Source organism: Streptomyces xiamenensis, from assembly GCF_000993785.3.
GTDB classification, from domain to species: domain Bacteria; phylum Actinomycetota; class Actinomycetes; order Streptomycetales; family Streptomycetaceae; genus Streptomyces; species Streptomyces xiamenensis.
Map to the genome: position 1 here is coordinate 4,782,023 of NZ_CP009922.3, position 23,210 is coordinate 4,805,232.

Consider the following 23,210-nt stretch of genomic DNA (forward strand, 5'->3'; position numbering starts at 1 on the left):
GGCGAGGAGCGAGAACGGTGCAGCGCTGGCGTGGCATGGCGGAGATCCCCGGTGACTGGGGGCGCAGCGTCGTCACCATCGGGTCGTACGACGGCGTGCACCTCGGGCATCAGCTGATCATCGGCAAGGCGGTGGAACGCGCCAGGGAACTGGGCGTCCCCGCGGTCGTGATCACCTTCGACCCGCATCCGAGCGAGGTGATCAGGCCGGGCAGCCAGCCGGCGCTGCTGGCTCCGCACGCGCGGCGCGCCGAGCTGATGGAGCGGCTGGGCGTGGACGCGGTGTTGGTGCTGCCGTTCACCAAGGAGCTGTCGCGGCTGTCACCGGCGGAGTTCGTGGTGAAGGTCCTGGTGGAGAAGTTGCACGCCCGGTCCGTGGTGGAGGGGCCCAACTTCCGCTTCGGGCACCGGGCGGCCGGCACCGTGGCGACGCTGGCGGAACTGGGGGAGAGCTACGGCTTCGACGTCCGGGTCATCGATCTGTACGTGCGCGGCGCGGTGGGGGAGGGCGAGCCGTTCTCGTCCTCACTGGCGCGCCGGCTGATCGCCGAGGGCGATGTGGCGGGCGCGGCGCAGGTACTGGGGCGGCCGCACCGGGTGGAGGGCGAGGTGGTGCACGGGGCGGCGCGCGGGCGCGACCTGGGCATCCCGACCGCCAACCTGGATGTGGTGCCCGGCACCGCGATCCCGGCCGACGGGGTGTACGCGGGGTGGCTGACGGCGGGCCGGGAGCGCTGGCCGGCGGCGATCTCGATCGGCACCAACCCGCAGTTCGAGGGCACCGTGCGCTCGGTGGAGGCACACGTCGTGGACCGTACCGACCTGGATCTGTACGGGCAGTGGGTGGCGGTGGACTTCCACTCCTACGTGCGCGGGCAGGAGACCTTCGACAGCCTGGACGCCTTCCTGGCGCGGTTGGAGGAGGACAAGCAGCGGGTGCGCGAACTGCCCGCCTGAGCGAGCGCGGACCCCCGGGGACCGCACGCACGACGGCCGCCGCCGACCGAGAGGTCGGCGGCGGCCGTCGCGGTGTGTCAGCGCTGGGGCGGCGGAGGCGCGCCCCAGCCGCCGGGCTGCTGCGGGAAGCCGTACCCGGGGTGCTGCGGGGGCTGTTGGGGGTATCCATACCCCGGCTGCTGGTGCGGCGGCGGGTACCCGTACCCCTGCGGCGGCTGCCCGGGGACCTGCCCCGGCGCCTGGCCCTGGCCCGGGAGCGGCGGTGCCATGTGCGGCGGCAGCCCGCCGTCCTGGGTCCACAGCCCCTGCTGTTGCTGAGCGCGGACGAAGTCCTCGGCGATCAACGCGGCCAGGTCGAAGTAGGACTGCCGGGTCTTGGGCCGCATCAGATCCAGATCCAGTTCGGCACCGGCCGCCAGGTGTTCGTCGAACGGGGCGACCACCACGCCGCGGCAGCGGGTCTGGAAGTGGGCCACGATGTCCTCGACCTTCACCATCCGGCCGGTCTCCCGCACTCCGGAGATCACCGTGACGCTGCGCTGCACCAGCTCGCCGTAGCCGTGGGCGGCCAGCCAGTCGAGGGTGGTGCTGGCGCTGCTGGCACCGTCCACGGACGGCGTGGAGACGATGATCAGCTGGTCGGCGAGGTCCAGCACACCGCGCATCGCGCTGTAGAGCAGGCCGGTGCCCGAGTCGGTGAGGATGATCGGGTACTGCTTGCCGAGCACGTCGATGACGCGCCGGTAGTCCTCGTCGTTGAAGGTCGTCGAGACGGCCGGGTCCACGTCGTTGGCGAGGATCTCCAGACCGGACGGGGCCTGCGAGGTGAACCGGCGGATGTCCATGTAGCTGTTGAGGTACGGGATCGCGCCGACCAGATCGCGGATCGTCGCACCGGTCTCACGGCGCACCCGGCGGCCGAGGGTACCGGCGTCCGGGTTGGCGTCGATCGCGATCACCTTGTCCTGCCGCTCACTGGCGAGCGTGGCGCCCAGCGCGGTGGTCGTGGTGGTCTTGCCGACGCCGCCCTTGAGGCTGATGACGGCGATCCGGTAGCAGGACAGCACGGGGGTGCGGATGATGTCGAGCTTGCGCTGCCGCTCCGCCTCCGCCGCCTTGCCACCGATCCGGAACCGTGAACCCGCCTTGCTGGCCGGCTGGGAACGCTGCTTGTTGCGACGCTTGTCCTGCAGCAGCCGGTCGGAGGACAGCTCCACGGAGGCCGTGTAGCCGAGCGCGCCCGGCTGGGCCCCCTCGTACGGCTGTGTGCCGGGCCAGCCGGGCACGGCGCGGGGGTCCTGCGGGGGCTGGTGGGGCTGGCCGTGCTGCGCCGGCGGTACGGGCTGCTGCTGTGCGGGGTCGGCCGGCTGCGGCTGGGCGAACTGCGGCCCGGTGGGCTGCCCGTACGGGGGCGGGCCGGGCCGGTCGCTCTGATCGTCCTGGCCCGGCTGCGGGGCCCCCTGGTGGGGGAGCGGATAGGCCATGCCGCCGGGCTGCTGGTGCTGAGGGTGCTGCTGGTGCGGCGGCTGGGGGTACGGCTGCCCCGGGGCGGGCTGCGGGTACGCGCCCGGCTGTCCCTGCGGGGTGGGCTGCGCGTACGGGGCACCGGGTTGCGGGCCGGAGGGCTGCGCGTACGGGGCGCCGCCGCCGGGCACCTGCTGCTGGTGCGGCGGGCCACCCGCGTACGGGGGGAGCGCCGTGCCCGCACCGGGCTGACCGGGCTGACCCGGCTGGGCGTACGGGGCGCCCGGCTGCGGTGCGGGCGGCCCGCTCTGCGGCGGGACCGTATGCGCGTCCTGCTGCGGCGGTGCGGGTGACTGCGGGCCGGGCTGGGCGTACGGCGCGAGAGCACCGCCGGCTCCGCCCCCGGGCTGCGGCCCTGCCGACGGGCCCGCCGCCGGCGGCGTGTACGGGGGGAGCGGAGTGCTGGGCGCGGGCTGCTGCGGAGCGGGAACACTCGCGGCCGCGGGCCCGGCGTCCTGCTGCTCCGACTGGGCGGCCTGCTGGAGGAAGGCCGGCGGAATGGCGTCCTGCGGCTCCTCGTCCGGCTCCGGGGCCCCGTCCGCCTCCTCCTCGACGGGGATCGGCGTCTCCGGCTCCGCGCGGGCGAACTCGACCCGGACGGGCGGCTGGTCCTGGGCGAAGCCCGAGGCACCCTTCGGGGTGAAGACGAACGTGGCGTCCGCGAGCTCCCCCGCGCCGCCGGTCACCCCGGCTGCGGAGGGCTCGGGTGCGTCCGTGGGCGCGGCGGCGGCCTCCGCCGGCTCCTCCGGGGCGGCGGGCTCACCCGGCTCACTCGACGCGCCCGGCTCAACCGGCGCGCCCGGTTCGCTCGGCGGCGCCTCTGTCGGTACCGGGGGCTTGATCTGGAAGTCCGGCGGCAGCGGCGGCAGTCCACCGGGCGGCACGGCCGGCGGCACCGGCGGCACTGGCCCCGGCCCGGCGGCCGGCGCGGGGTGCTGCGGCGGCCGCTGCTCCCCGATGGCCTTGCGCACGGCGGCGGCCGAGAACTGGAGCGTCGTGCTGTTCTGCGGCTCGCCCTCGCCGCGCGCGGGTTCGGCCTCCGGCTGCACGGGCGCCGGAGCCGGATCCGGCACGGAGACATCCTGCGGATGCAGTTCCGGGACCGGACCCCGGTCGATGGGAGCGGCCGGCGGTGGAACGGCGGCCGGCGGCGCGGCCGGAGCCGGGGGCGCGGGCGGGACGGAACTCACCGGCGGGGGCGGAGGCGTGGCCGCCCCACCCCCCGGCGCGCCGCCCGAATACCAGGCGGGCGGGGTGTAGTCGATGGTGAACTGCCCGGTGTTCTCGGGCTCCTCGTCGAGGAGCTCATCATCGGGCCGTTCGTCGGGGGAGGAGTTCTCCTCCCCGGTGCGAACCTTGTCCCGATCGGTGTTCACGACGCCTCCCGCTGCTGGTATTGCTTTCTGGTCCGGGCATCATTGGGACCGTTACGCGGATGACGGACCTGAGCCCCCGTGCGGTTCCCTCGGCATGGACCGGGGTGATGGCCCGGCGGCGCTCCCGCCGCGACCACTCTCAGCCTAATCATCACAGCCGCGAACCCCGCACCGCTCCCCGCCACCGCGCGACGCGCATCACAGCGGAAACCGGTGCGAGCCGGACAGGGGAAGAAGCCGGCCGTCCGGCGCCGGATCAACCGGCGTTGTAGTACCGGATACTGCCCACGATCTGCTCAATGGTCTCATCGGGGAGCTCGTCCTCATACCCGATGTCGGTCATCAGCCCCCACCCCACGAGGTTGTTGTCAGGGCTGAGATAGGAAATCCCGATCACGAGTCCGTCCCGCACCGGACATCGGGCGCCGGGATCGTCCGGTAGCCCCGTGACCGTCGCGGTGGTGATGTGACCGGTGATGCCGTGTTCGTTGCTGAACGGCTCTGTCTCGGCGGAACTGTCGGCCTCCGCGTTCTGGTCGTAATTCGCCAGAAGGAGATTGGCTGCCAGGAGCAGGCTCGAATCCTCCGTACCGGTGGCTCCCTGACCACCTCGCGTGCCGGCGACGGCCCGTGCGCTCAGCACGTCATCGGCACCGTCTTCCGCGGCCTCGTCCAACTCCTCCTGCGACCACTCCCCACAGGCGAAGTCCGGCAGCACCGCAGGATCGTTGAGGACGAACGCGATCCCGTCCCGCCAGTTGTCGTACTCGTCCTTCCAGGAAAGGATCGTCCCCTCCGGAGCGATGTCCCACTCGGGCGGAACATCGAACGCGGTGTACCACTGCGGGCTGGTCACCACCCGCCAGTCCTCGGCGACCACCGGGCCGACCGGCTCAGGCATCGGGGCTCTGGGGTCATCGGGCTGGCGGCGTCGGTCCGTTTCCCCGGGGCTTTCCGCCCCGGGCGCGGCTCCCTGCACCCCGCTCGCCTCCGGGCCCGGGGCGGTGAGCAGGAGCACCGCCGTGATCACCGTGAAGGTGAGCGCCGTGGTACCCAGGCCGATGGCCAGAGCCCGGACACTCCCCCCGGCACCGCCCGTGCCCGCGGGACCCGGCCCCGCACCAGGGATCGTCCGCATGGAGGCGGGGTCCCGGTACGGAGGGGACCCGGTCGGATGTCCACCGGACATCATCAGAAAGCTCACTCCCTCCGTGTACGCATTCAGCTACTGGCGTCCAGCCGGCTGGCATGTCCCAGCAGCCCGGCCTCGCCGTCGGTGGGCACCAGGCGCACCAACTGCCGCGCCCGCCGCGTGCACCACACCGTGGCGTCCTCCGCCAGCGTCGACAGCGCCTCCGTCTGCTGGGCAGGCAGTCCCATCAACGGTCCGATGATCCCCGCCTCCTGCGGTGAGACGCGCTGCACCCCCACCAGCGCCGCGTGTTCGGCCAGCCGGGGCGCGACCGGGCTCAGGTAGGGCAGCAGGGTGAGCACCGGCTGCCACGGCGCCGACACCACCCGGCCGCGCGGCGGCCGGATGCCGCAGTCCCGCACCACCAGCACGGGGTTGCCGAGCGTCGCCCCCAGCGGCGGCACCTTGCCCACCTCGTGCAGCGTCATCAACTCCATGCCGCCGTCGGCCGCCTGGGCCAGCCGTGTCCACAGCCGGGGCCGCCCGGTCTCCACCGCGACCCGGGTGCCGGTGCCCACCGCGCGCAGTGCCAGCACCTGCGCCGTCCACAGCCCGCCGATCAGCACGATCTCGTACGGCACGGGGTGATGGATGCCCAGCACGGCGGGACGCCCGCGGACATCGACCCCGATCACCACACCGTCGTCACCGACCGGTAGAGCGAGCCCCGCGAGTTCGTCCGCCGTCAGCACATGCCCGACGCCCCGGCCCATCAGTGCCCGCCTCCCAGCGGCAGGGTGGCCCGCACCCCGCGCAGCTGCTCGTGATCCATCCGGGTCAGCCCGACCCGTACCCCCCGCGCCGAGTGCAGCAACGCCTCGCCCGCCGCACGCAGATGATCCTCACCGCGCCCGGTGACCCGCACGTGCCCGGCCACCGACACCGACCCGGGGGCGTGCCGGCGCAGTGTCAGCGCGAAGGTCGTGGCGAAGGCAGGGCCCGCGGTCAGCAGCGCCACCAGACCCGACAGCGGCGCCGCTCCGGCCCCGAGCGCCGGCCAGCGGCTCACCTCGAACGTCGTGTGCCAGCGGTCGTCGCACCGCCACACCCGCGAACTCTCCGCCGTACGCCGCGGCCTGGGGCCGTCCCCCTGCCCGATCAGCGTGGTGGTCGCCGGGTTGGAGCTGGCACAGGCGGCGACCGCCGACAACAGCTCCGCCTCCGACAGCACCGTGGCCCGAAACCCCGCCCCCGTCAGCCGGCTGGCGAGCTGATCGGCGGCCCGGGTCAGCGCGCGCTGCGCGCCCTTGAGCCCGCCGCCACGTTCGGCCACGGCCTCCTGACAGCGTTCGGGGTCCAGCCGGAGCGCCACCCAGGTCAGGCGCAGCCCGGGCGCCATCTCGTGCCCCTCCTGCCCTCCGTTGCCCAGCAGCTGGGCGTAGTTCCGCCCCGCGATCGCCTGCTGCGGCAACTGCGGTGACGGCGCGGGCTGGGTGTGCTGCACACACTGCACCGAATCCAGCAGCACACCGTCCGTCTCCAGCGCGTCCGAGAGCAGCGTCAGCGGCAACGGACTGCCCTCCCGCCCCGGTTGCAGCGGAGAGCGCGGCGCCTCCACCCGCAGCACAGCCGTCAGCCGACTGCCGTCGCCGGCCATGCCCACGTCCGCCGACCACGCGCCGGACGCCGCCGCGGCGCTGCCGGGCCGGGTGCGCTGGAATGCGTAACTGCGCAGCCCGGGCTCGCATTCGGCGGCCAGTGACAGCAGCGGATCGACGCCGGGGGGCAGCGGGCCCATCGCCCGCTTCCGGCGGCGGCGCAGCGCCCAGGCCGCGCCCGCCCACGCCGGGAGCGGCCGGCCGCGCCGCCGGCCCACCGCGATCAGCGTCAAAGCAGCGGCAGGCACGGTCGCCGCCGCCATCAGCGCCCAGCTGTCCGCCACCCAGCCGCCCAACAGCAGGGCCACCGCCGCCTGTACACAGACCAGGGGCCACACCGCCCACCCGGGACCGGCTGCCGCGCCCGCACCACCCGAGGACGCCCGCGTACTCCTGGGCACCACCGGCTGTGCACGCTCCGGCGTCGCGGCAGGTCCCGCCGTCCGCGCCCCCGTCACCGTGGTCGCCATCGTCAACGCCCCCCTCCTCCCGGTGATCAGACCGTCACCCGGCATAGTAGATGTCCACTCCGACGGTCGGCACAGCCGACCCGGACAGTTGAACCAGCCGCATGGGGGAGGAGCGCCCGGCCATGGCCTCGCGCAAGGACGAGCTGAACGCGTACACGTACGCCAAGAAGCGGAGGGTCGCCGCCTTTGTGCAACCCTCTCCCACCGGCAGTGACGAAGGCGCCCCGCGCCCCCTGCGCGCCGTGGTGCCCGGCATGGTGGTGGGCGCGCTGGTGCTGGCCGGCTTCGGCGCCTGGGGGATGTTCAAGCCGGCCGTCCCGGCGCAGTGGGACAAGCCCAACAAGAACGTCATCATCGGCAGTGAATCCACCACCCGGTACGTCGTGCTGACCACCGACGGACGCGACCAACTGCACCCGGTGCTCAACCTCTCCTCAGCCCGGCTGCTCCTGGACCCCGACTCCTTCGACATCGTCAGCGTCAACGAACGCGAACTGGACAACGGCCGTATCCCGCACGGTGCCACCCTCGGCATCCCGTACGCCCCCGACCGGCTGCCCTCCGCCGACGACGCCGGAACGGCCAAGCGGTGGGCGGTGTGCCAGCGGCCCGGCGGATCCGGCGGCGCCGAGGCCGGCCATGTGCAGCAGGCCGTGTTCGTCCTGGGCGACCGCGACGCCGACCGCGTCGAGGGACGGCAGCGGCTGCGCGACGGACAGGTGCTGTACGTCGCCTCCATCCGCGACCAGGCCCGCTACCTCGTTGACGGAACGGGCACCAAGTACCTCATCGGCGGCCCGGACTGGGCGGACATGGCCGAGGACGAGACCGAGCTGCTGCACCGTTCCCTGGTCGGCAGCGAGCACGATCCGCAGCCCGTCACCGAGGAGTGGCTGGCCACGCTGAACGAGGGCAGCCCCATCGTCTTCCCCCAGTTGGAGGGCACCATCGGGGAAAGCGCCGGGGTGCCGGGGCTCGACCCGGATACGGACCGCGTCGGCATGGTGCTGCTCGCCCCGACCGGCGCCGGACCGCAGCACTACGTGGTGCTGCCCGGAAAGGTGGTACCGGTCTCGGAGTTCACCGCACGGCTGTTGCTGGACAGCCCGGACGCGGGTTCGCTGGGCCAGGCGAGTGCCGCGCTGGAGGTCGGCGCCCAGACGTTCACGCCCGCCCCCGCGGCCGACAGCATCGACCGCGACCACGACTGGCCGGCCGCCGCCGCCGAACAGGTCAACGCCCTGGCGGGGGACGACACTCCGCGCGAGACCGTGTGCTCCGTGCTGCGGAGCGTGGATGAGGACGACGGAAGGACCGAGCTGAGCACCTGGGCCGGCACCGGCTACCCGGCCACGATCGTGAACGAGGCGGGCAGCGCGTACGTCACCCCGGGATCCGGGCTCCTCTACCGCCAGGTCCAGGGCGAACAGGCGGAGGCCGGCGGCCTGTACCTGGTCACGGACACCGGACTGAGGTACGCGGTGGACGCCGGTGCCACCACCGACAAGAGCGCCGACGACGCGCAGATCAGGCTGGGCTACCGGGACGTCACCCCGGTGCCGGTGCCCGCCCACTGGTCGCAGTTCCTGCCGGTCGGACCGCGCCTGGACCGGGCGAGCGCGCAGCAGCCGCAGGGCTCATGAGCGGGGGAGCGCGGATGAGACGGCTGAACGCCACAGCGGCGGCACTCGCCCTCACGGCGGGCGCTGGGATCCTGTACGTGCCGTACGGCCCCGCGGCCACGGCCCGGGCGGACGACCGGCGCTGCACCTTCCCCTCGGAACCGATCGTGGAGCAGCCCTGGTCGCTGCAACGCGTCGTGCTCGACCGGCTGTGGCAGGACACCAAGGGCGAGAACGTGCGGGTGGCCGTCATCGACAGCGGTGTGGACGCGGCGAATCCCCAGCTGGCGGGCGCCGTCGACAAGGCGGCGGGCGCGGACTTCACCCCGGAGGACCCGCGCGAGGACGACGAGCCCACCCGCACGAGCCACGGGGACGGTACGACGGACACCGTCGGTCACGGCACGAAGGTGGCGGGCATCATCGCGGCCCGGCCGGACGAGGCCAGTGGCTTCGTCGGACTGGCTCCCGGCGCCGTCATCATCCCGGTGCGGCAGAACGACGAGCACGGCAACGGCACCGTCGAATCGCTCGCCTGGTCGATCGACCACGCAATCGACCAGGACGCGGACATCATCAACATCTCGCAGGACAGCGAGAAGCCCCTGAGCGACGACACCACCCTCAAGGCCGCCATCGACAGGGCGCTGGACGAGAACATCGTGGTGATCGCCTCGGTCGGCAACGACGGCGCGGATGGTGAGATCAAGAAGACCTACCCCGCGGCGTACGAGGGCGTCCTGGCGGTGGCCGCCTCCGACCGCAACAACGAGCGGGCCTTCTTTTCCCAGGCCGGCGACTTCGTCGGCATCGCGGCGCCCGGTGTGGACATGGTCTCCACGGTCCCCGGCGGCGGCCAGTGCGTGGACAACGGCACCAGCTTCGCGGCCCCGTACGTCGCGGGTGTCGCCGCACTGCTGCGCGCCAAGTACCCGGACTGGAAGGCGCCACAGGTCGTCACCCACCTCCAGCAGACGGCGGAACGCGGCATCCCGGGGCCCGACCCGTACCTGGGCTGGGGCGTGGTCGACCCGGTACGGGCCCTGACGGACCCCACCGTCCCCGGCGAGGCGCCGGTCCCCGACGAGCCCGCCCCACCTGCCCCGGCACCGGACATCCCGGAGCTGGAGCTGGGCGAGTCCTACGCCGCCCGCGCCGAACGCCTGGGCACCTATGTCCTGCTGACCGGCACCGTCGTGACGGCGTCGGTGGCCGGCACGGCCCTGATCCTCCGCGACCGCCGCCGGCGCCGTACCGTCAACCCTGCCAAGCTCTGACCTGCCCGGGAGTTCCAGGTGTCCCACCTCCAAGGCGGTTTCGGACCGCCCGCCCCACCTGCCCCGGCACCGGACATCCCGGAGCTGGAGCTGGGCGAGTCCTACGCCGCCCGCGCCGAACGCCTGGGCACCTATGTCCTGCTGACCGGCACCGTCGTGACGGCGTCGGTGGCCGGCACGGCCCTGATCCTCCGCGACCGCCGCCGGCGCCGTACCGTCAACCCTGCCAAGCTCTGACCTGCCCGGGAGTTCCAGGTGTCCCACCTCCAAGGCGGTTTCGGACCGCCCGTCCCACCGCGCCCCCACCACGGCGGGCACCCCCGCTGGACGGCCGCGCTGCTGATCGCGCTGTCCCTGGCGGTCCTGGCGTCGGCCGGCGGCCTGGTGTGGGCGGTCCAGAATCGGGCCGGTGTCGCAAGAACGCTCGCCCCTGCCGTGGAGCCCTCCCACGCTCCTTTGCCGGCAACGCCCATCGAGGCAACCTTGGCCTGGCGGACTCCCACACCGGACCTGACCGCTTTCCGTGAACGGGTGAAGAACGGCGGGATCTGGATCTTCCAGGACAGTCTGGTGCAGGTCCTGCCCGAGCTTCTGGTGTCCCGCGACCTGGCAACCGGCGAGAAACGCTGGAGCATGCAACTGGCGGCCGGGCAGTATGGATGCGGATCGTCGGCGAGGATCAACGAAGGCCGTATTGCCGTGCTCTCCGGGATGTACTGCGAGTATCTGATCGTGGTCGATCTGGCCACGGGATCCGAGGTGGCCCTCATAGAGCTTCAGTCGGCTCGGCTAGCAAGCTACGGAACTCCGGCGCTCCTGGGGGACACGGTGGCGGTCAGCTCAGGAGAAGGCAGCGCCGGCTTTCGCATCAGTGACGGGGAGCAGCTGTGGTGGACCGAGCCGCGAGGGCAGTGCGCGGAGACCAGTTTCACCGTGCTGGATGAGAAATTCGTTTCTCGGATGAGCTGTGGGGTCGAATGCAACGACCTGGGGCGTTGCGGTTTCGGCTACGAAAGCACCGGCTTGCGTGCCACCACTGAGAGCGGAGAAGAGCTCTGGCGCTGGAAGTTCGACCATGAGGTGGATGGTTCGAGACTGGACATCCTCGGGGTGATCTCGGTCGAGCCCCTGGTGATCCTGGCCGAGCTGGGACGTACCTTCGACAGCACGCGGATATTCCTGGTGGAGGATCCGCGCGCGTCCGTCCTCAGGGAACTGAGCTACGACCCGTCGCAGCATGACCGGCCGTGTGGTGCGACGAATCTGTGGCTGTGCAACGCCGTCGTCGGCGGCAACTACATGGCTCTGCGAGGAGAAGGCGACACCGGGATGTCCATCGTCGATCTGACGACCGGCGACATCGTGGGCGACATCGCCTCTGAGGGTGGACGCCCGGTGCGTCCGGTAGCCATGGTGGAGGGCGAGTTCCTCGCTTACCGCCAGGGTGAGGGGCAGCAGCCGGGAAGGCTCGTGGCCATCGATCCGGAGCGGCTTTCGGAGCGGACCGTCATGGCCCTGGACGCCAGCGCTGCTGCGGCCGAGCATGACCTGTGGCGTGCCGATCCCGACTCCGTGCGGATGTTCTGGGACAGCGAGAGCGGTGCCTTCGTGATGGGGGAAACCGCCTTTGCCGCGGACCGGCTGGGCCAGCCGGACCATGCCGTGCTCGTTTACCGCTGAACCGGGCGGGCAGGCACCTCACTCGATGTCGAACTCGCCGTCCCTCGCCCCGAGAACGAAGGCCTCCCACTCGGCGGCGGTGTAGCGCAGCACGGTGTCCGGGTCGCTGGAGTTGCGCATACCGACGCCGCCGCCGGGGAGGTAGGCGATCTCGACCCGCTCCTCCTCCGGGCTGCCCGGGGCGCTCAGCCACTCCACACCCGAGATGTCCAGCGCGTACAGCTCGTTCTTCTCGCGCTCCTTGCGAGCGGCGATCTCGGCCTCGGTCTCCGTCCCGGACATCGGCGGAGGCTCCCTTCTTCCCTCAACGCTGCGGTCTGAGGGCGATCGTAACGCAGCGCACCCGCGTGCGGACTATCGGCTGCGCAAGAGCCATTCGGCGACCAGGACGAGGACGAAGCCGGTCACCAGGACCGCCATCCCCAGCCGGGTCCGGCCGCGGCGGCTCATCTCGATGACGGCGCCCGACAGGACGAAGGCGGCCCCGTACAGGCCGAGGGACACCAGGGAGGAACCGTCACCGAGTTGCATGACGAGCACCACCGCCATCACGGTCATCGCCGCCGCGGCGATGCCCATGCGAAGCCGTCTGGCCTGCCGTGGGGTGAGTCCCTGTGGTGTCGAAGTCACGTCAAGAGCATAGACGTTCGGTGTGCCTCGGTACTCAGTGCCGTGGATGAGTATCCGCACGGATGTCCGGGCCGGGAACCGTCACTAGTCTCACTCGCGTGGTTACCCACGTGTCTGCCCGATGTAGCTCCCGCATAAGATGAACTACGAACGGCGATGGAGGGGGCACGGGGGGTAGAGGGAACGATGGGGGTGGGGTATGCCTGACGAAAGCAGCCCGTCGGCCGACCTGGTGGTGTCCACCGAGGCGCTCGGCCAATTCCGTGGTCGGCTGGACGACGTCCTGACGACCACGCAGACGGCAGGGCTGACACCATCGCTGATGGCCGACCTGCGCATGGACCAGGCCAACTACGGCGGACTCATTCCCGGGATGACGCAGATCTCCCACGAGTTCGGTCACGCCGTGAACCGGTTGGAGGCCTTCGTGCGGATCCAGCAGGACCTGATCGAGGCTCTGGCCATCGCCACGCTGATCTCGGAACGGGGTTTCGAGAACGTCGAAGCGGAACAGCGAGAACGCCTCCAGCAGATCATGGCCGGCTTGGCGGAGGACTACACACCGCCACCACCACTCACCGACGAGGAACTGCAACGAGAGGAGAGGCACAATGTCTGAGGAAGCATCGGGTACTCAGGGCGGCCTGAGGGTTGGTCTGACGGTCAAGGGTCTTGTGGAAGAACTCCGCACCAAGCGCGAGGAATTCAATGACCTGCTGACCCGGGCCCAGGGAGTCGGCGCAGGTGCGCACGCGGTATGGGGTGGTGTATCAGGGAGGGCTTTCGGGTCGCTGCAGGATAAGTCAGCCGAGCACATCCGGGAGATTTGCGACAGCCTCGAGGCGATGGCGGCCCTGCTGGACAACAGTCTCAAGGGCCTCAGTGACGGAGAACTGGAGCAGCTGAACCAGCTGAGGCGAGCCGAGAGCAATCTCGACGATGTCACTCCGACCGTCATCAAGATTTGATGCCGCGGCCCCTGACGAAGGACGAGAGAGAGTAAAATGAGTGACGAAGAAATCCGCATGAACTTTGCGGGTGTCAGCAATGCCGCGGAGGATATCAACGGCGTGGCGCGAGGTATGCAGGAGCGCCTCGAATATCTCGTCAGTGAGGTCCGGCGCGTCGCCGAGGAGTGGGACGGCGAGACCAAGCAGGCCTTTCTGTTCCACGAGAATCGTCTGCATCAGGCGATCGAAGGAATCGCGAACAGTCAGGCCACAACGGCCAGTACGGTCTCGAGATCTGGTCAGGCCATGCAAGAAATCGACCGACGCAATCCGTTCGTATGAATCCTTGATCGTCTTCTCTGGGTGGGGCCCGACACACTGGGTCCCACCCAGATCATTTTACGGGTTCCCTGAAGAGAAGGATTAGTCGTGTCGTCTTGGAAAGAGTTTGAGCGACTCCATCAGCAGGCGCTCGAAGAACAGGGAATCCGTACCCAGCTGAACAGTGCGACGCATGGCTCCAGCAGCGAACGGGACGGCGCTGGCCCTCAAGGCGGCGGCGATGAGCTGGTGGTGGGAGACGGCACCTTGGTCGGCGGAGCGAGACTGATCAATGATTCTCTTCTCGGTGACACCAAGAAAGCCGGAAGCACGGCGGATGTTCAATCTTCTGTCACGGTGCAATATTTGGCTGATTGGGAAACGGCAATTGGTCTCGGTGCTGCGATCGTCAGTTGGAAGAAGAAGGTCGAAGATCTCGCCATTCGACTCATCTGGGAGGCTGAGTCCCTCGAGCTCGCGAACGAGAACTTCACTTTCACCAATGATGACATCACACTGCAGCTGAGAGTGAGAGAACGTTTGCTGAACGGGGATGCCGGTTAGGCGAAGCAGGGGTTTTTGTGCTCACGTACGGTGAAATAATGCAGGCCAGGATCACCTCGCTGCGTGTCACCGCAGACAGGTGGAAGGACATGGCTGATCACTTTTCCGATCAAGAGGCCATTTACGCGCGCGAGATCGCCGGTCTTCCGGCATCCGAGAGTTGGGTGGGAGTCGCGGCAATCAATGCGTTGATCACCTTCAGCAGGACAAGGGAGATGTATCAGGCGGCCCGCGAGGAGGCAAGGGAAACTGCGGATCTCTTGCGGGAGGCACATGATGAGTTCGTCCGGCTGCGAGGCTTGTTGAGTGGAGTTGTCGCGGAGGCGGAAGCGGCCGGCATGAAAGTGTCCGCAAATGATGGGGTTGCCACGGTGGACCCCAATAAAGTGGACAACATGTACCTGAACGATCCCGAATATCAGCCGCAACTCAGGGATGCTGAGATTGCCTGGACAGAAGATATCAAGCGCTACGTTCAGACCATCGTCGATTACGACAGTGGCGTTCGGATCGCACTGGAACACATGGCCAATGAGAGCACCGTGTTCGGAGAACACGGTGCTGAACCCTCGGGTGGCCTCGACCAAATTTCTCTGAGCATGGCCGTTGAACTGGCGAGACGTGTCGCCGATGGAGAGGCCACGACTGCGGATCTCGAGCAACTACAGATCATCCTGGCCGGTCAGCGCGATGAGAACGGCGAGTATCAGGTTGATTTTGCTCGGGACTTCATGGATGGGATCGGCCCGGAAGCCCTGATCCTCCTGGGAAATAACATCTCGCTCTCGGGCACCGAGGAATACAACCCTGAGGGAGTCCAGGAAGATCTGGCGCAACTGGTCGGGGACGCGATGGTCAAGACCAAAGAGGGTTCGGGCTTCTACGACCGCTGGATCGTGGACCTCGACGAGGTAGGAAAGAGGCAGTACGCGGATGGGCCGGGGGGTATGCAGGTACGTGGCTACCAGACCCTTGTCACCCTGTTGGGGCACAGCGACAACTACGAGCAGTACTTTCTTCATGATCTCGGGGACAATATCATCGCGGCAGAGAATTACGCGCAGGGTGGTGAGCCGGGGATCTGGCGCGTCGACAGAGATCAACTGGGGGAGAACGGCGATTGGTTTGCGAACGACCCGCTTGACAGCCTGCTTGGAATCATGGCTCAGCACCCTGACGCTGCCACGGCATTTCTGGACCCGGAGGGGGAGAACAAAAACGACGAGCTGAGTACTGGACGTTTGAACTATCTCCTCAATGAAGACGGACGCGACTGGAACGTCTTGACCTATGAGCGAAGCATTGACGGAGAGCCGGTCACGTTCTCTATTCCGATGGAAGATCTGAATGGAAAGACGGGTCTCGGACTTGCCCTTGAAGCGGCCACGACCGGTCGGCTTCCCAATACTTCGGCCGATTCCTTCGGATATCACGAGCTCGAGCAGGCCCGCGTAATGCATGAAGTTCTGGCAGTTCTGGATGCTGGCAATGCGGCAGATCTGGTTCTTTCAGGAGAATCCTATGCAAATTTGCGGGATCCTATCACGCGGGCCCTTGCGGACTATTCCGCCGACACGTTCGACATATTGAGCGGTGAAGCGAGGACAGGGTTTGGTGGCGGGGATGCAGAGAACGGCCGGATTGGAAGTCCCTCTGCCCAGGTCATCCGAGTGATGCGCGGCTTGTGCTCGATTGATGAATTCAGTCAACTTGAAGAGATCGAGAATTACAAAATTCTGTATGATGCACAACTTGGATTCATTTCTGAACAGTTGGCAGGGTATCCCGAAAATTCCGAAGAGTGGGATTCAAAATCTCGCCCCATCGGTGAAGTCCTGGGTGTTATGAATGGAATCGGAGTTGATGTCATCAGGGGAAATTTCGCTGATATAGCGGATGACGCCAATGACGCAGCGCGGTACGGATATCACCTTGGCGGGGCCCCGATCACGGGAATCCCTGTCATTGGCGATACGGCTCAAAGGATCGTGGACATGTATGCATACGAGTGGTCCAAGGCTGTTATTGCCGATGCCAGTCTCGAGGCGAGGGGAGATTCCTCCGAGAGGAGTGCAATGGCGAGGGATCAGATCAACGATCTGTTCAATGCCTGGGCGCAAGGGCGAGGGTACGACCTCGAACACGGCTCTGTCAGGGATGCCCGTCACGAGGCCGGGCAGAGCTATGGGGCCGGGCGCGAATCTGCGCGAGAAGCACTCAACCACTAGCCTCTTCGGGGAGTTCCGACGTGTCGCTATCCAAGAATAAATTGTTCCGAGCACTCATTGTCTGCCTGGCCATCGGTGCTGTTCTTGTGCTTGGTGTCTACCTGGTCACCTCGTTCGGCGACCGCAGGGATCGCGATTCAGTCAACGAAGCCTGTGGGGGTTTTCTTCGCTCCGGCGAGCTGACTGATTTCCTGGAATCTGAACGTCTGTATGCATCGGAAAGCAGGGCCGGTGTTCTTGCAGAATTTGAACAGACCTGCCTTATTCAATCGCGAGATTCTCCAGCAGATTCTGTTCAGATCGCCATCGGCTGGACCGACGAAATGCATAATATTGCCCGTTCCATGTCAGGCCCTCGGCAGCGTTTGTACAGCCCTTTGGGTAATGGATGGTCAGGGTTTCTAGCTTCGGATTCCAAGTACCAGGAAACGGAATCAGTCGTTCTCCTGGAATGTTCGGAATCCCGTAGCGTTATAGTGCAAGCGCAAGGTCGGCTTGATCGGGCATTCGATTCCGTGAAGGGTGGAGAGCTCGCACGGATCGCCGCTGCAAGTGCGGAGCAGGTCGCACTTGCCAATGAATGCCCTCCTGTTCCGGGTCAGCCAATTTCTGATGTGGAACTTCCAGCCTCCTTGCCGTCGGCCAATCCTGCTCCGGATGAGAACTCCTTGCCCCTTGCAGGTGCCCGCGGGACTTGTGCGGCCTTGGCTGGTGTTTCTGCAGAGGTAGAGACTCTGGGGGGAATTTCTGTCATGGAGACGGAGGCCGGACTGTCGCCGCTCGAGACGTGCTTGATATTCACTGACGACGAGGGCGGTGAGTACTGGCTGTCTGCTTGGTACGGTCCCTATGCGAACGAATCGGTGCTGAAGCGCGAATCCACCTGGGACATGTCACTTTCGGCGTCCGGCGCCAGTTCGAACGACGCTCTTTCCTTGCGGGTCTGGGGTGCAGCCGAGTGCGTCGGCGAATCTGAGGTCGGCAGGTTCGCTCTGCGTTCCGGAACCAGTGATTCTGGGGAAAGAACATATACGGAGGCAGAACGCGAAGCACAGCGTGAGTTGCTGCACGCGTTCGCACGTGAGTCCGCTGAGCGGCATGGCTGTGATGAGGTAGAGCTTCCGCCCGCGGCCTCATAAACACGTGACGGCTGGCTGTCCGTTCATTTCATCGGCGAGCGGACAGCCTTCGTCAGCCGCGGCTATTGTTCCGGCAACCAGCCGACCTGAACCAGGCGGGTGCCTCCCTTGCGGGTGACAAGGGTGCCGCGGCCCGGCGGGAAGGAACGGGCTCGGACCCCGGGCAGCACCTCGCCCTCCGAGCGGTTGCTGGAGAGCACCAGACCCTGGGCGCCCAGTTCGCGCAGGCGCTGCATGAAGGGGTCGAACATGGCCCGGGAGGCGCCGGCGGAGTTCCGGGCGATGATGAACCGCACACCGGTGTCCCGCGCGTAGGGGAGCAACTCCACCAGCTGCGTCAGGGGATGGTTCGATCCGGTGGCCACCAGGTCGAAGTCGTCGATGATCACGAACGCGACCGGACCCTCCCACCACCGCCCGGCCCGAAGCTGCTGGGGGTGATGTCGGCGGGCGGGAGACGGTTCTCCATGAGGCCGCGCGTCGCCTTCATGTCCGCCGTGAGTTTGGGCGCCATCGTGCCGTAGGTGCCGATGTACTCCTCCGGGACCCCGCCCAGCAGGGACCTGCGATAGTCCCCGACCAGGAAGCGCGCCTCCTCCGGCCGGTACCGGTCGCAGATCTGGCGCACCAGCAGCCGGAGCGCCGCGGTCTTTCCGGACTCCCCTTCGCCGAAGATGAGAAGAAAAGGCTCCTGGTCGAAGTCCAGGAAGACGGGCCGCAGATCGTTCTCGTTGATACCGATGGCGAGGCCCGGATCGTTCGCGGAGCCGCGGGGGAGGTCGGCTGCCGGCAGCAGGCGCGGCAGCAGGCGCACCTGGGGGGCCGGCGGGTGCGCCCAGGCATCCTGGATGGCCTTCACCAGCGTCGTGGTTCCGTCGGACAGTTCGTCCTGGGAGGTGCCGCTGTGCAGACGCGGCAGCGCCGCCATCCAGTGGAGCTTGTCCGGGGTCTGCCCCCGGCCCGGGGTGTTGACCGGAACCGCAGCGGCCACCTTGCGGTCGAAGTCCGAATCCATGGTGTCACCCAGCCTCAGCTCCAGGCGGTTGGCCAGCTGGTCCCGCATCGGGCCGAGCAGGTCCATGTTCCGGGACACCGTCACGATCACATGAATGCCGTAGCCCAGACCCCGGGTGGCCAGATCGGTCACCGTGGGCATCAGGGTGACGTCGTAGTCCTGCTTGAACGCCGCCCAGCCGTCGACTACCAGGAAGACGTCACCCCAGGGCTCCTCCGTCAGCTCACCCATCGCCCGTAGTCGCCGGTACGTCGTGATCGAGTCGATGTTCCGCTGGCGGAAGAGTTCCTCGCGCCTGGCCAGAACGCCCGCCACCTCGGAAACCGTACGGCGGACCCGGTCGGCGTCCAGCCGGGAGGCGATACCGCCCACGTGCGGCAGGTCGGCCAGGGCGCCCAAACCGCCGCCACCGAAGTCGAGCCCGTAGAACTGCACTTCCCGCGGCGTGTGCGTCAGCGCGAAGGACGTGATGAGGGTGCGCAGCAGTGTGGACTTGCCGGACTGGGGGCCGCCCACGATCAGCATGTGGCCGCCGGCTCCCGAGAAGTCGCGGTGAAATACCTCGCGGCGCTGCTCGAAGGGCTTGTCGACCTGTCCCAGTGGAACCACCAGGTTGCCGGCGGCGCCCCGCGCCTGCAGACCGCGTTCCGGGGTGGACACCAGCTCCGGCAGCAACTCATCCAGTGTCGCCGCCGAATCCAGTGGGGGCAGCCAGACCTGGTGGGCCGAGGGGCCCTGGCCCTCCAGGCGGCGCACGATCACGTCCAGGACCGTGTCCGCCAGGGCGTCGTCCTGCGGGGCCGGTTCGGTGGCCGCCATCGCCGTGCGCGGGTCGGGTTCCGCGTGGCGGACCGGGACCGGTGCCGCTGTGAACAGCACGGGGTGACGCTGCATGGGGGCCGGACCCGAGGGCGCGGGCTTCGCCGGGCCCTCGCGGTAGGCGCCCGAGACGTACGCGGCCTTGAAGCGGACCATCTCCTCGGTGCCCGACTTCAGGATGCCCGAGCCCGGGATCTGCGGCAGGTGGTACGCGTCGGGCACCCCGATCGCCGTACGGGACTCCGCGGCCGAGAACGTCCGCAGGCCGATCCGGTACGACAGATAGGTGTCCAGGCCCTTCAGCCGGCCCTCCTCCAGACGCTGCGAGGCCAGCAGCAGATGCACGCCCAGCGAGCGGCCGATGCGGCCGATCTGGATGAACATGTCGATGAAGTCCGGCATCGCCGTGAGCAGTTCGGAGAACTCGTCGATCACCAGCACCAGCGAGGACAGCGGTGCCAGCGGAGCACCCGCCGCCCGCGCCTTCTCGTAGTCGTGCAGGTTCGCGTAGTTGCCCGCCGCCCGCAGCAGTTCCTGGCGGCGCTGGAGTTCGCCCCGGATGGAGTCGCCCATCCGGTCCACCAGCGTCAGGTCGTCCGCGAGGTTGGTGATCACCGCCGAGACGTGCGGCAGCTGCGCCATGCCCGCGAACGTCGCGCCGCCCTTGAAGTCCGCCAGGACGAAGTTCAGGGTTTCCGAGGTGTGGGTGACGGCAAGCCCCAGCACGAGCGTGCGCAGCAGCTCCGACTTGCCGGAGCCGGTCGCGCCCACGCACAGGCCGTGCGGGCCCATGCCCTCCTGCGCGGCCTCCTTCAGGTCCAGCATCACGGGCTGGCCGCTCTCGTCCACCCCGATCGGCACGCGCAGCCGCTCCCCGGCCGACCGCGGCCGCCAGGTGCGCGAGACATCCACCGCCGCCGGATCGCCGAGCCCCAGCAGGTCGCCGAAGTCCAGCTCGGCCAGCAGCGGCTCGTCCTCCTCGGCGCCCGTGCTCAGCCGCAGCGGCGCCAGCTGCCGCGCCAGCGCCTCGGCCGCCGCCACCGGCAGCTGGTCGGGCTCGCCGTCGAAGGACACCCCGTCCCCCGCGTCGAAGCGCAGCGACCCCGCCGCGCACCGCACCGAAAGCCGGCCCCGGGCCGGTTCCGGCTCGCCCGGCAGGACCTCCACCACCGTGACGCCCTGCAGCCCCTCCGCCGACGCGAACGCCGAATGCGGCGGTACCCGCACGCCGTCCAGGACCAGCACCACGTGCGGCTGGTCGAGCACCGGCTTGCCGTTCGCGGAGAACCGGCCCCGGCCCTCCAGGCGTTCGGTCAGCTCCTCCTCCAGCTCCGTGACCCCGCGAGCGATCAGTCGCCGCGAACCCGCCCCGTCCACCGACGGCAGCTGGACGTGGGGGAGCCACTTCGCCCACTCCCAGGCGTCCGCCGCGCCGGCCGAGCACGCCACCGCCACGGTCACGTCCTGCGGCGAGTGCAGCGCCGTCAGCGACGCCACCAGCGCACGCGCCGTCCCCCGCGCCGCCTCCACGTCCCCCGCCAGCACCACCTGGTAGAAGCCGCGCAGCGACACCGCCATCGGCAGCCCCGACACGGTGCCGTGCGTCGCCAGGAACCGCCGCATCGCGCCCGCCGTCAGCGGCTCCAGCTCGTCCACCGGTGCGGTCTGCGGCGGCACCAGCGGCGTGGCCAGGCCGTGTTCGCCCAGACCCAGCCGCACCTGTCCGAAGTCCCCGTCCCCCGGGCGCCGTTCCCACAGCCGGCTGCCCTCGGCCACCAGCGCCCACAGCTGCTCGGGCGCCGGGTGCAGATACAGCTGCGCGTCCCGCTGCGCCCGGGCGGTGCCCCACACCGCGCGCCGGGTCCGCGCCAGATACCGCAGGTAGTCCCGCCGCAGCTGGCCCATCTGCCCCTGGGTGCCGCGCCGGTGGCGGATGATCATCGCCACCACCATGGCGCCGGTCGACACCATCATCAGCATGCCCATGATCCGCATGAACGGATGGGCGTTCGGCATGAAGAAGAACACCACCGAGGAGCCCATGCCCAGCATCGGCATGAGCTGCATCAGTACGCCGTCCTGCTGCCCCTTGGGCAGTTCCGGCGGCGGCTGCACCGCCACTTCCTCGCCCGGCACCTCGGCCGGCAGCGTACGCGGCGGACGTTTCACAATGATCTGGCTCATACGGCCCCCCGATCCGGCAACCCCTCGGCGCCGCCCGATCCTACTGACCGGCCCCAGGAGTACAGCCGGTAGGGTGACCAACGCAGTCCGTGCGCAAGCCCGTCCGCGCGCATCTTGGGGGAATCACACGTGAACTCGACAGCGGCCACCGGCTTCTGCCGCGTCACCGTCGCCGCGCCCGACAGCCGGATCGACGTGGCGCTGCCGGAGGACATGCCTCTGGCCGACCTCTACGCCCAGCTACTCCAGCTCACCGGCCAGGCACCCGCCGAAGGTGCCCCCGTCGGCTACCACCTCGTGCGCCGTGACGGAAGCGTTCTGGACGGCTCCCGCACCCTGGCCGCGCAGCGCGTCCTGGACGGCGAGGTGCTCGTCCTGCGCCCGGTCGCCGACGCCCTGCCGCCCCCGGTGCACGACGACGTCAGCGAAGCCGTCGCCGACGCCGTCACCCACGACCGCGCCCTGTGGCAGGACCAGCGGCTGCGCACCGCGGGGCTGACCGGCGCCGCCGTCCTCACCACCCTGGCCGCCGCCGTGCTGTGGTACGCCGACCCGGTGCGCCACGACCTGCACGGCCTGCCCGGGATCATCGCCGGGGTGCTGGCCGTCCTGCTGATCTCCTTCAGCGTGGTGCGCGCCCGGGTGTACGGCGACCGGCCCGCCGCCGTGGCGTTCGGCCTCGCCGCCCTCCCGCACGGGCTGATCGCGGGCACCGGCGCCCTGCCGCTGGCCGACGGGCACGGCGTGGGCCGTCTCGAACTGCTGCTGGGCTGCGTCGCCGTCCTGGTGCTGTCCGTCGTCGCCGCGGCGGCCCTGCCCGACGCCGCCGCCCCGTTCGTGGCCACCACCACCGCGGCCCTCATCGGCACCCTCGCCACCTTCGCCGCGATCGTGGCCGACGCCCGCCCGGTGTCCGCCGCCGCGCTCACCGCGCCCGTCGCCATCGGCGCCCTCGGCTTCCTGCCGGGACTGTCCGCGGCCCTCGTCCGGCTGCCCATCGGCTACGAGGCCCCGCGCGCCGACTTCGACACCGCGGACCCCGACCAGCCCGCGCCGCCCGAGAGCCCCGTCGACGCCGAGCGGATAGCCGCCCAGGCCCGCCTCGGCCACCAGATCCTGCTCGGCCTCACCGCCGGCTGCGCCATCGCCGCCACCACCGCCGTCGCCGTTCTGGGATTCTCCTCCAGCGGCTGGGGCCAGCTGCTCGCCCTGGCCACCGCGGGCACCCTGCTGACCCGCTCCCGGCTCTTCCGGTACGCCGTCCAGGTGTCCGTGCTGCTGACGGCCGGCCTCGCCGCGCTCGCCCTGCTGGTCACCGGCTTCCTGCTGCACCCGCCCGCCGGCGCCGTGCGCGACCTGCTGGCCGGTGACAGCACCGCGCTCGACCTGCGCACCCTGTGGCTGACCGCCGTCCTCGCCGCCGCCGCGGCCGTCCTGACCGCGATCGCGCTCATCGTGCCGCGTGCCGGGCTCACCCCCTTCTGGGGACGGGCCCTGGACCTCACCGAGTCCGCGCTGCTGCTGTCCCTGATCCCGCTGTGCCTGGCCGTCCTCGGGATCTACGCCCGCGCACGCGGGCTGACCAGCGACTGACGAACCGGTCCGGCGCGGGGGAAGACCGCACAAGGGGAACAACCGGTCAGGACCACCCCGGCCCGGCTGATA

General features: G+C 69.3%; 18 protein-coding genes and 1 pseudogene. 12 read left to right on the forward strand and 7 right to left on the reverse strand.

The annotated features are described in order from the left end of the window. The first annotated feature begins 17 nt into the window (after nt 1–17). The gene (locus SXIM_RS22145; protein ID WP_078635849.1) at nt 18–956 is read left to right on the forward strand and encodes a bifunctional riboflavin kinase/FAD synthetase; all 939 of its coding nucleotides are present in this window, start codon (nt 18–20) and stop codon (nt 954–956) included. 77 nt (nt 957–1,033) lie between these two features. On the opposite strand, the gene SXIM_RS28280 is transcribed toward SXIM_RS22145, so the two are convergent. From SXIM_RS28280 to eccE, 4 genes are all read right to left on the reverse strand, one after another. Further along, entirely contained in the window at nt 1,034–3,856 is a 2,823-nt protein-coding gene (locus SXIM_RS28280; protein WP_046724959.1) for an SCO5717 family growth-regulating ATPase, read from the reverse strand. Nucleotides 3,857–4,112: 256 nt separating this feature from the next. Further along, a complete protein-coding gene (locus SXIM_RS22155; RefSeq protein ID WP_148236149.1) occupies nt 4,113–4,757 on the reverse strand; it encodes a DUF8017 domain-containing protein in 645 nt (214 codons plus the stop codon). Nucleotides 4,758–5,077: 320 nt separating this feature from the next. Next, nucleotides 5,078–5,761 (reverse strand): hypothetical protein, encoded by a 684-nt coding sequence (locus SXIM_RS22160; protein WP_030738146.1) that lies wholly within the window; start codon nt 5,759–5,761, stop codon nt 5,078–5,080. Then, nucleotides 5,761–6,954, reverse strand: coding sequence for a type VII secretion protein EccE (gene eccE / locus SXIM_RS22165; RefSeq protein WP_246156915.1), 1,194 nt, complete (start codon nt 6,952–6,954; stop codon nt 5,761–5,763). Before eccE ends, SXIM_RS22160 begins: the two co-directional genes overlap by 1 nt. A gap of 284 nt (nt 6,955–7,238) precedes the next feature. On the opposite strand from eccE, the gene eccB reads away from it, so the two are divergent. The 4 genes from eccB to SXIM_RS22185 are packed head-to-tail and all read left to right on the forward strand — an operon-like array spanning nt 7,239 to nt 11,695. Next, nucleotides 7,239–8,759, forward strand: a complete 1,521-nt coding sequence (gene eccB, locus SXIM_RS22170; protein ID WP_030738140.1) for a type VII secretion protein EccB — start codon at nt 7,239–7,241, stop codon at nt 8,757–8,759. A gap of 14 nt (nt 8,760–8,773) precedes the next feature. After that, nucleotides 8,774–10,015 carry a type VII secretion-associated serine protease mycosin gene (gene mycP / locus SXIM_RS22175; RefSeq protein WP_107073951.1) on the forward strand — a complete coding sequence of 414 codons (1,242 nt, stop codon included), beginning with the start codon at nt 8,774–8,776 and terminating at the stop codon, nt 10,013–10,015. An 18-nt stretch (nt 10,016–10,033) separates the two neighbouring features. Continuing rightward, complete coding sequence (locus SXIM_RS22180) at nt 10,034–10,252, forward strand: hypothetical protein (RefSeq protein WP_046724962.1); 219 nt, start codon at nt 10,034–10,036, stop codon at nt 10,250–10,252. A gap of 18 nt (nt 10,253–10,270) precedes the next feature. After that, nucleotides 10,271–11,695, forward strand: coding sequence for a PQQ-binding-like beta-propeller repeat protein (locus SXIM_RS22185; protein ID WP_046724963.1), 1,425 nt, complete (start codon nt 10,271–10,273; stop codon nt 11,693–11,695). An 18-nt stretch (nt 11,696–11,713) separates the two neighbouring features. On the opposite strand, the gene SXIM_RS22190 is transcribed toward SXIM_RS22185, so the two are convergent. Both SXIM_RS22190 and SXIM_RS22195 read right to left on the reverse strand, forming a co-directional pair. Further along, nucleotides 11,714–11,977, reverse strand: a complete 264-nt coding sequence (locus SXIM_RS22190) for a DUF397 domain-containing protein (RefSeq protein ID WP_030738130.1) — start codon at nt 11,975–11,977, stop codon at nt 11,714–11,716. Nucleotides 11,978–12,049: 72 nt separating this feature from the next. Beyond that, nucleotides 12,050–12,325 carry a hypothetical protein gene (locus tag SXIM_RS22195; protein ID WP_053116276.1) on the reverse strand — a complete coding sequence of 92 codons (276 nt, stop codon included), beginning with the start codon at nt 12,323–12,325 and terminating at the stop codon, nt 12,050–12,052. 199 nt (nt 12,326–12,524) lie between these two features. Between SXIM_RS22195 and SXIM_RS22200 the strand changes: the two genes are divergently transcribed. The 6 genes from SXIM_RS22200 (at nt 12,525) to SXIM_RS22225 (ending at nt 17,527) form a co-directional block, all read left to right on the forward strand. Next, the gene (locus SXIM_RS22200; RefSeq protein WP_046724964.1) at nt 12,525–12,944 is read left to right on the forward strand and encodes a hypothetical protein; all 420 of its coding nucleotides are present in this window, start codon (nt 12,525–12,527) and stop codon (nt 12,942–12,944) included. Continuing rightward, nucleotides 12,937–13,293, forward strand: a complete 357-nt coding sequence (locus tag SXIM_RS22205) for a WXG100 family type VII secretion target (RefSeq protein ID WP_046724965.1) — start codon at nt 12,937–12,939, stop codon at nt 13,291–13,293. The genes SXIM_RS22200 and SXIM_RS22205 overlap by 8 nt, the downstream gene beginning before the upstream one ends. Nucleotides 13,294–13,329: 36 nt before the next feature. Beyond that, a complete protein-coding gene (locus SXIM_RS22210) occupies nt 13,330–13,617 on the forward strand; it encodes a WXG100 family type VII secretion target (protein ID WP_046724966.1) in 288 nt (95 codons plus the stop codon). A gap of 87 nt (nt 13,618–13,704) precedes the next feature. After that, nucleotides 13,705–14,160 carry a hypothetical protein gene (locus SXIM_RS22215; RefSeq protein ID WP_148236150.1) on the forward strand — a complete coding sequence of 152 codons (456 nt, stop codon included), beginning with the start codon at nt 13,705–13,707 and terminating at the stop codon, nt 14,158–14,160. Nucleotides 14,161–14,198: 38 nt separating this feature from the next. Beyond that, complete coding sequence (locus tag SXIM_RS22220) at nt 14,199–16,388, forward strand: hypothetical protein (RefSeq protein ID WP_148236151.1); 2,190 nt, start codon at nt 14,199–14,201, stop codon at nt 16,386–16,388. Between the two features lie 20 nt (nt 16,389–16,408). Next, nucleotides 16,409–17,527: a hypothetical protein gene (locus tag SXIM_RS22225; RefSeq protein ID WP_148236152.1), complete on the forward strand. Its 1,119-nt coding sequence runs from the start codon at nt 16,409–16,411 to the stop codon at nt 17,525–17,527. Between the two features lie 62 nt (nt 17,528–17,589). Here the strand turns inward: SXIM_RS22225 and eccCa are convergent. Then, nucleotides 17,590–21,545 (reverse strand): annotated as a pseudogene (gene eccCa / locus SXIM_RS22230) (type VII secretion protein EccCa). Between the two features lie 129 nt (nt 21,546–21,674). Between eccCa and eccD the strand changes: the two are divergent. Further along, nucleotides 21,675–23,138, forward strand: a complete 1,464-nt coding sequence (gene eccD / locus SXIM_RS22235) for a type VII secretion integral membrane protein EccD (RefSeq protein ID WP_030738113.1) — start codon at nt 21,675–21,677, stop codon at nt 23,136–23,138. Nucleotides 23,139–23,210: the final 72 nt, after the last annotated feature.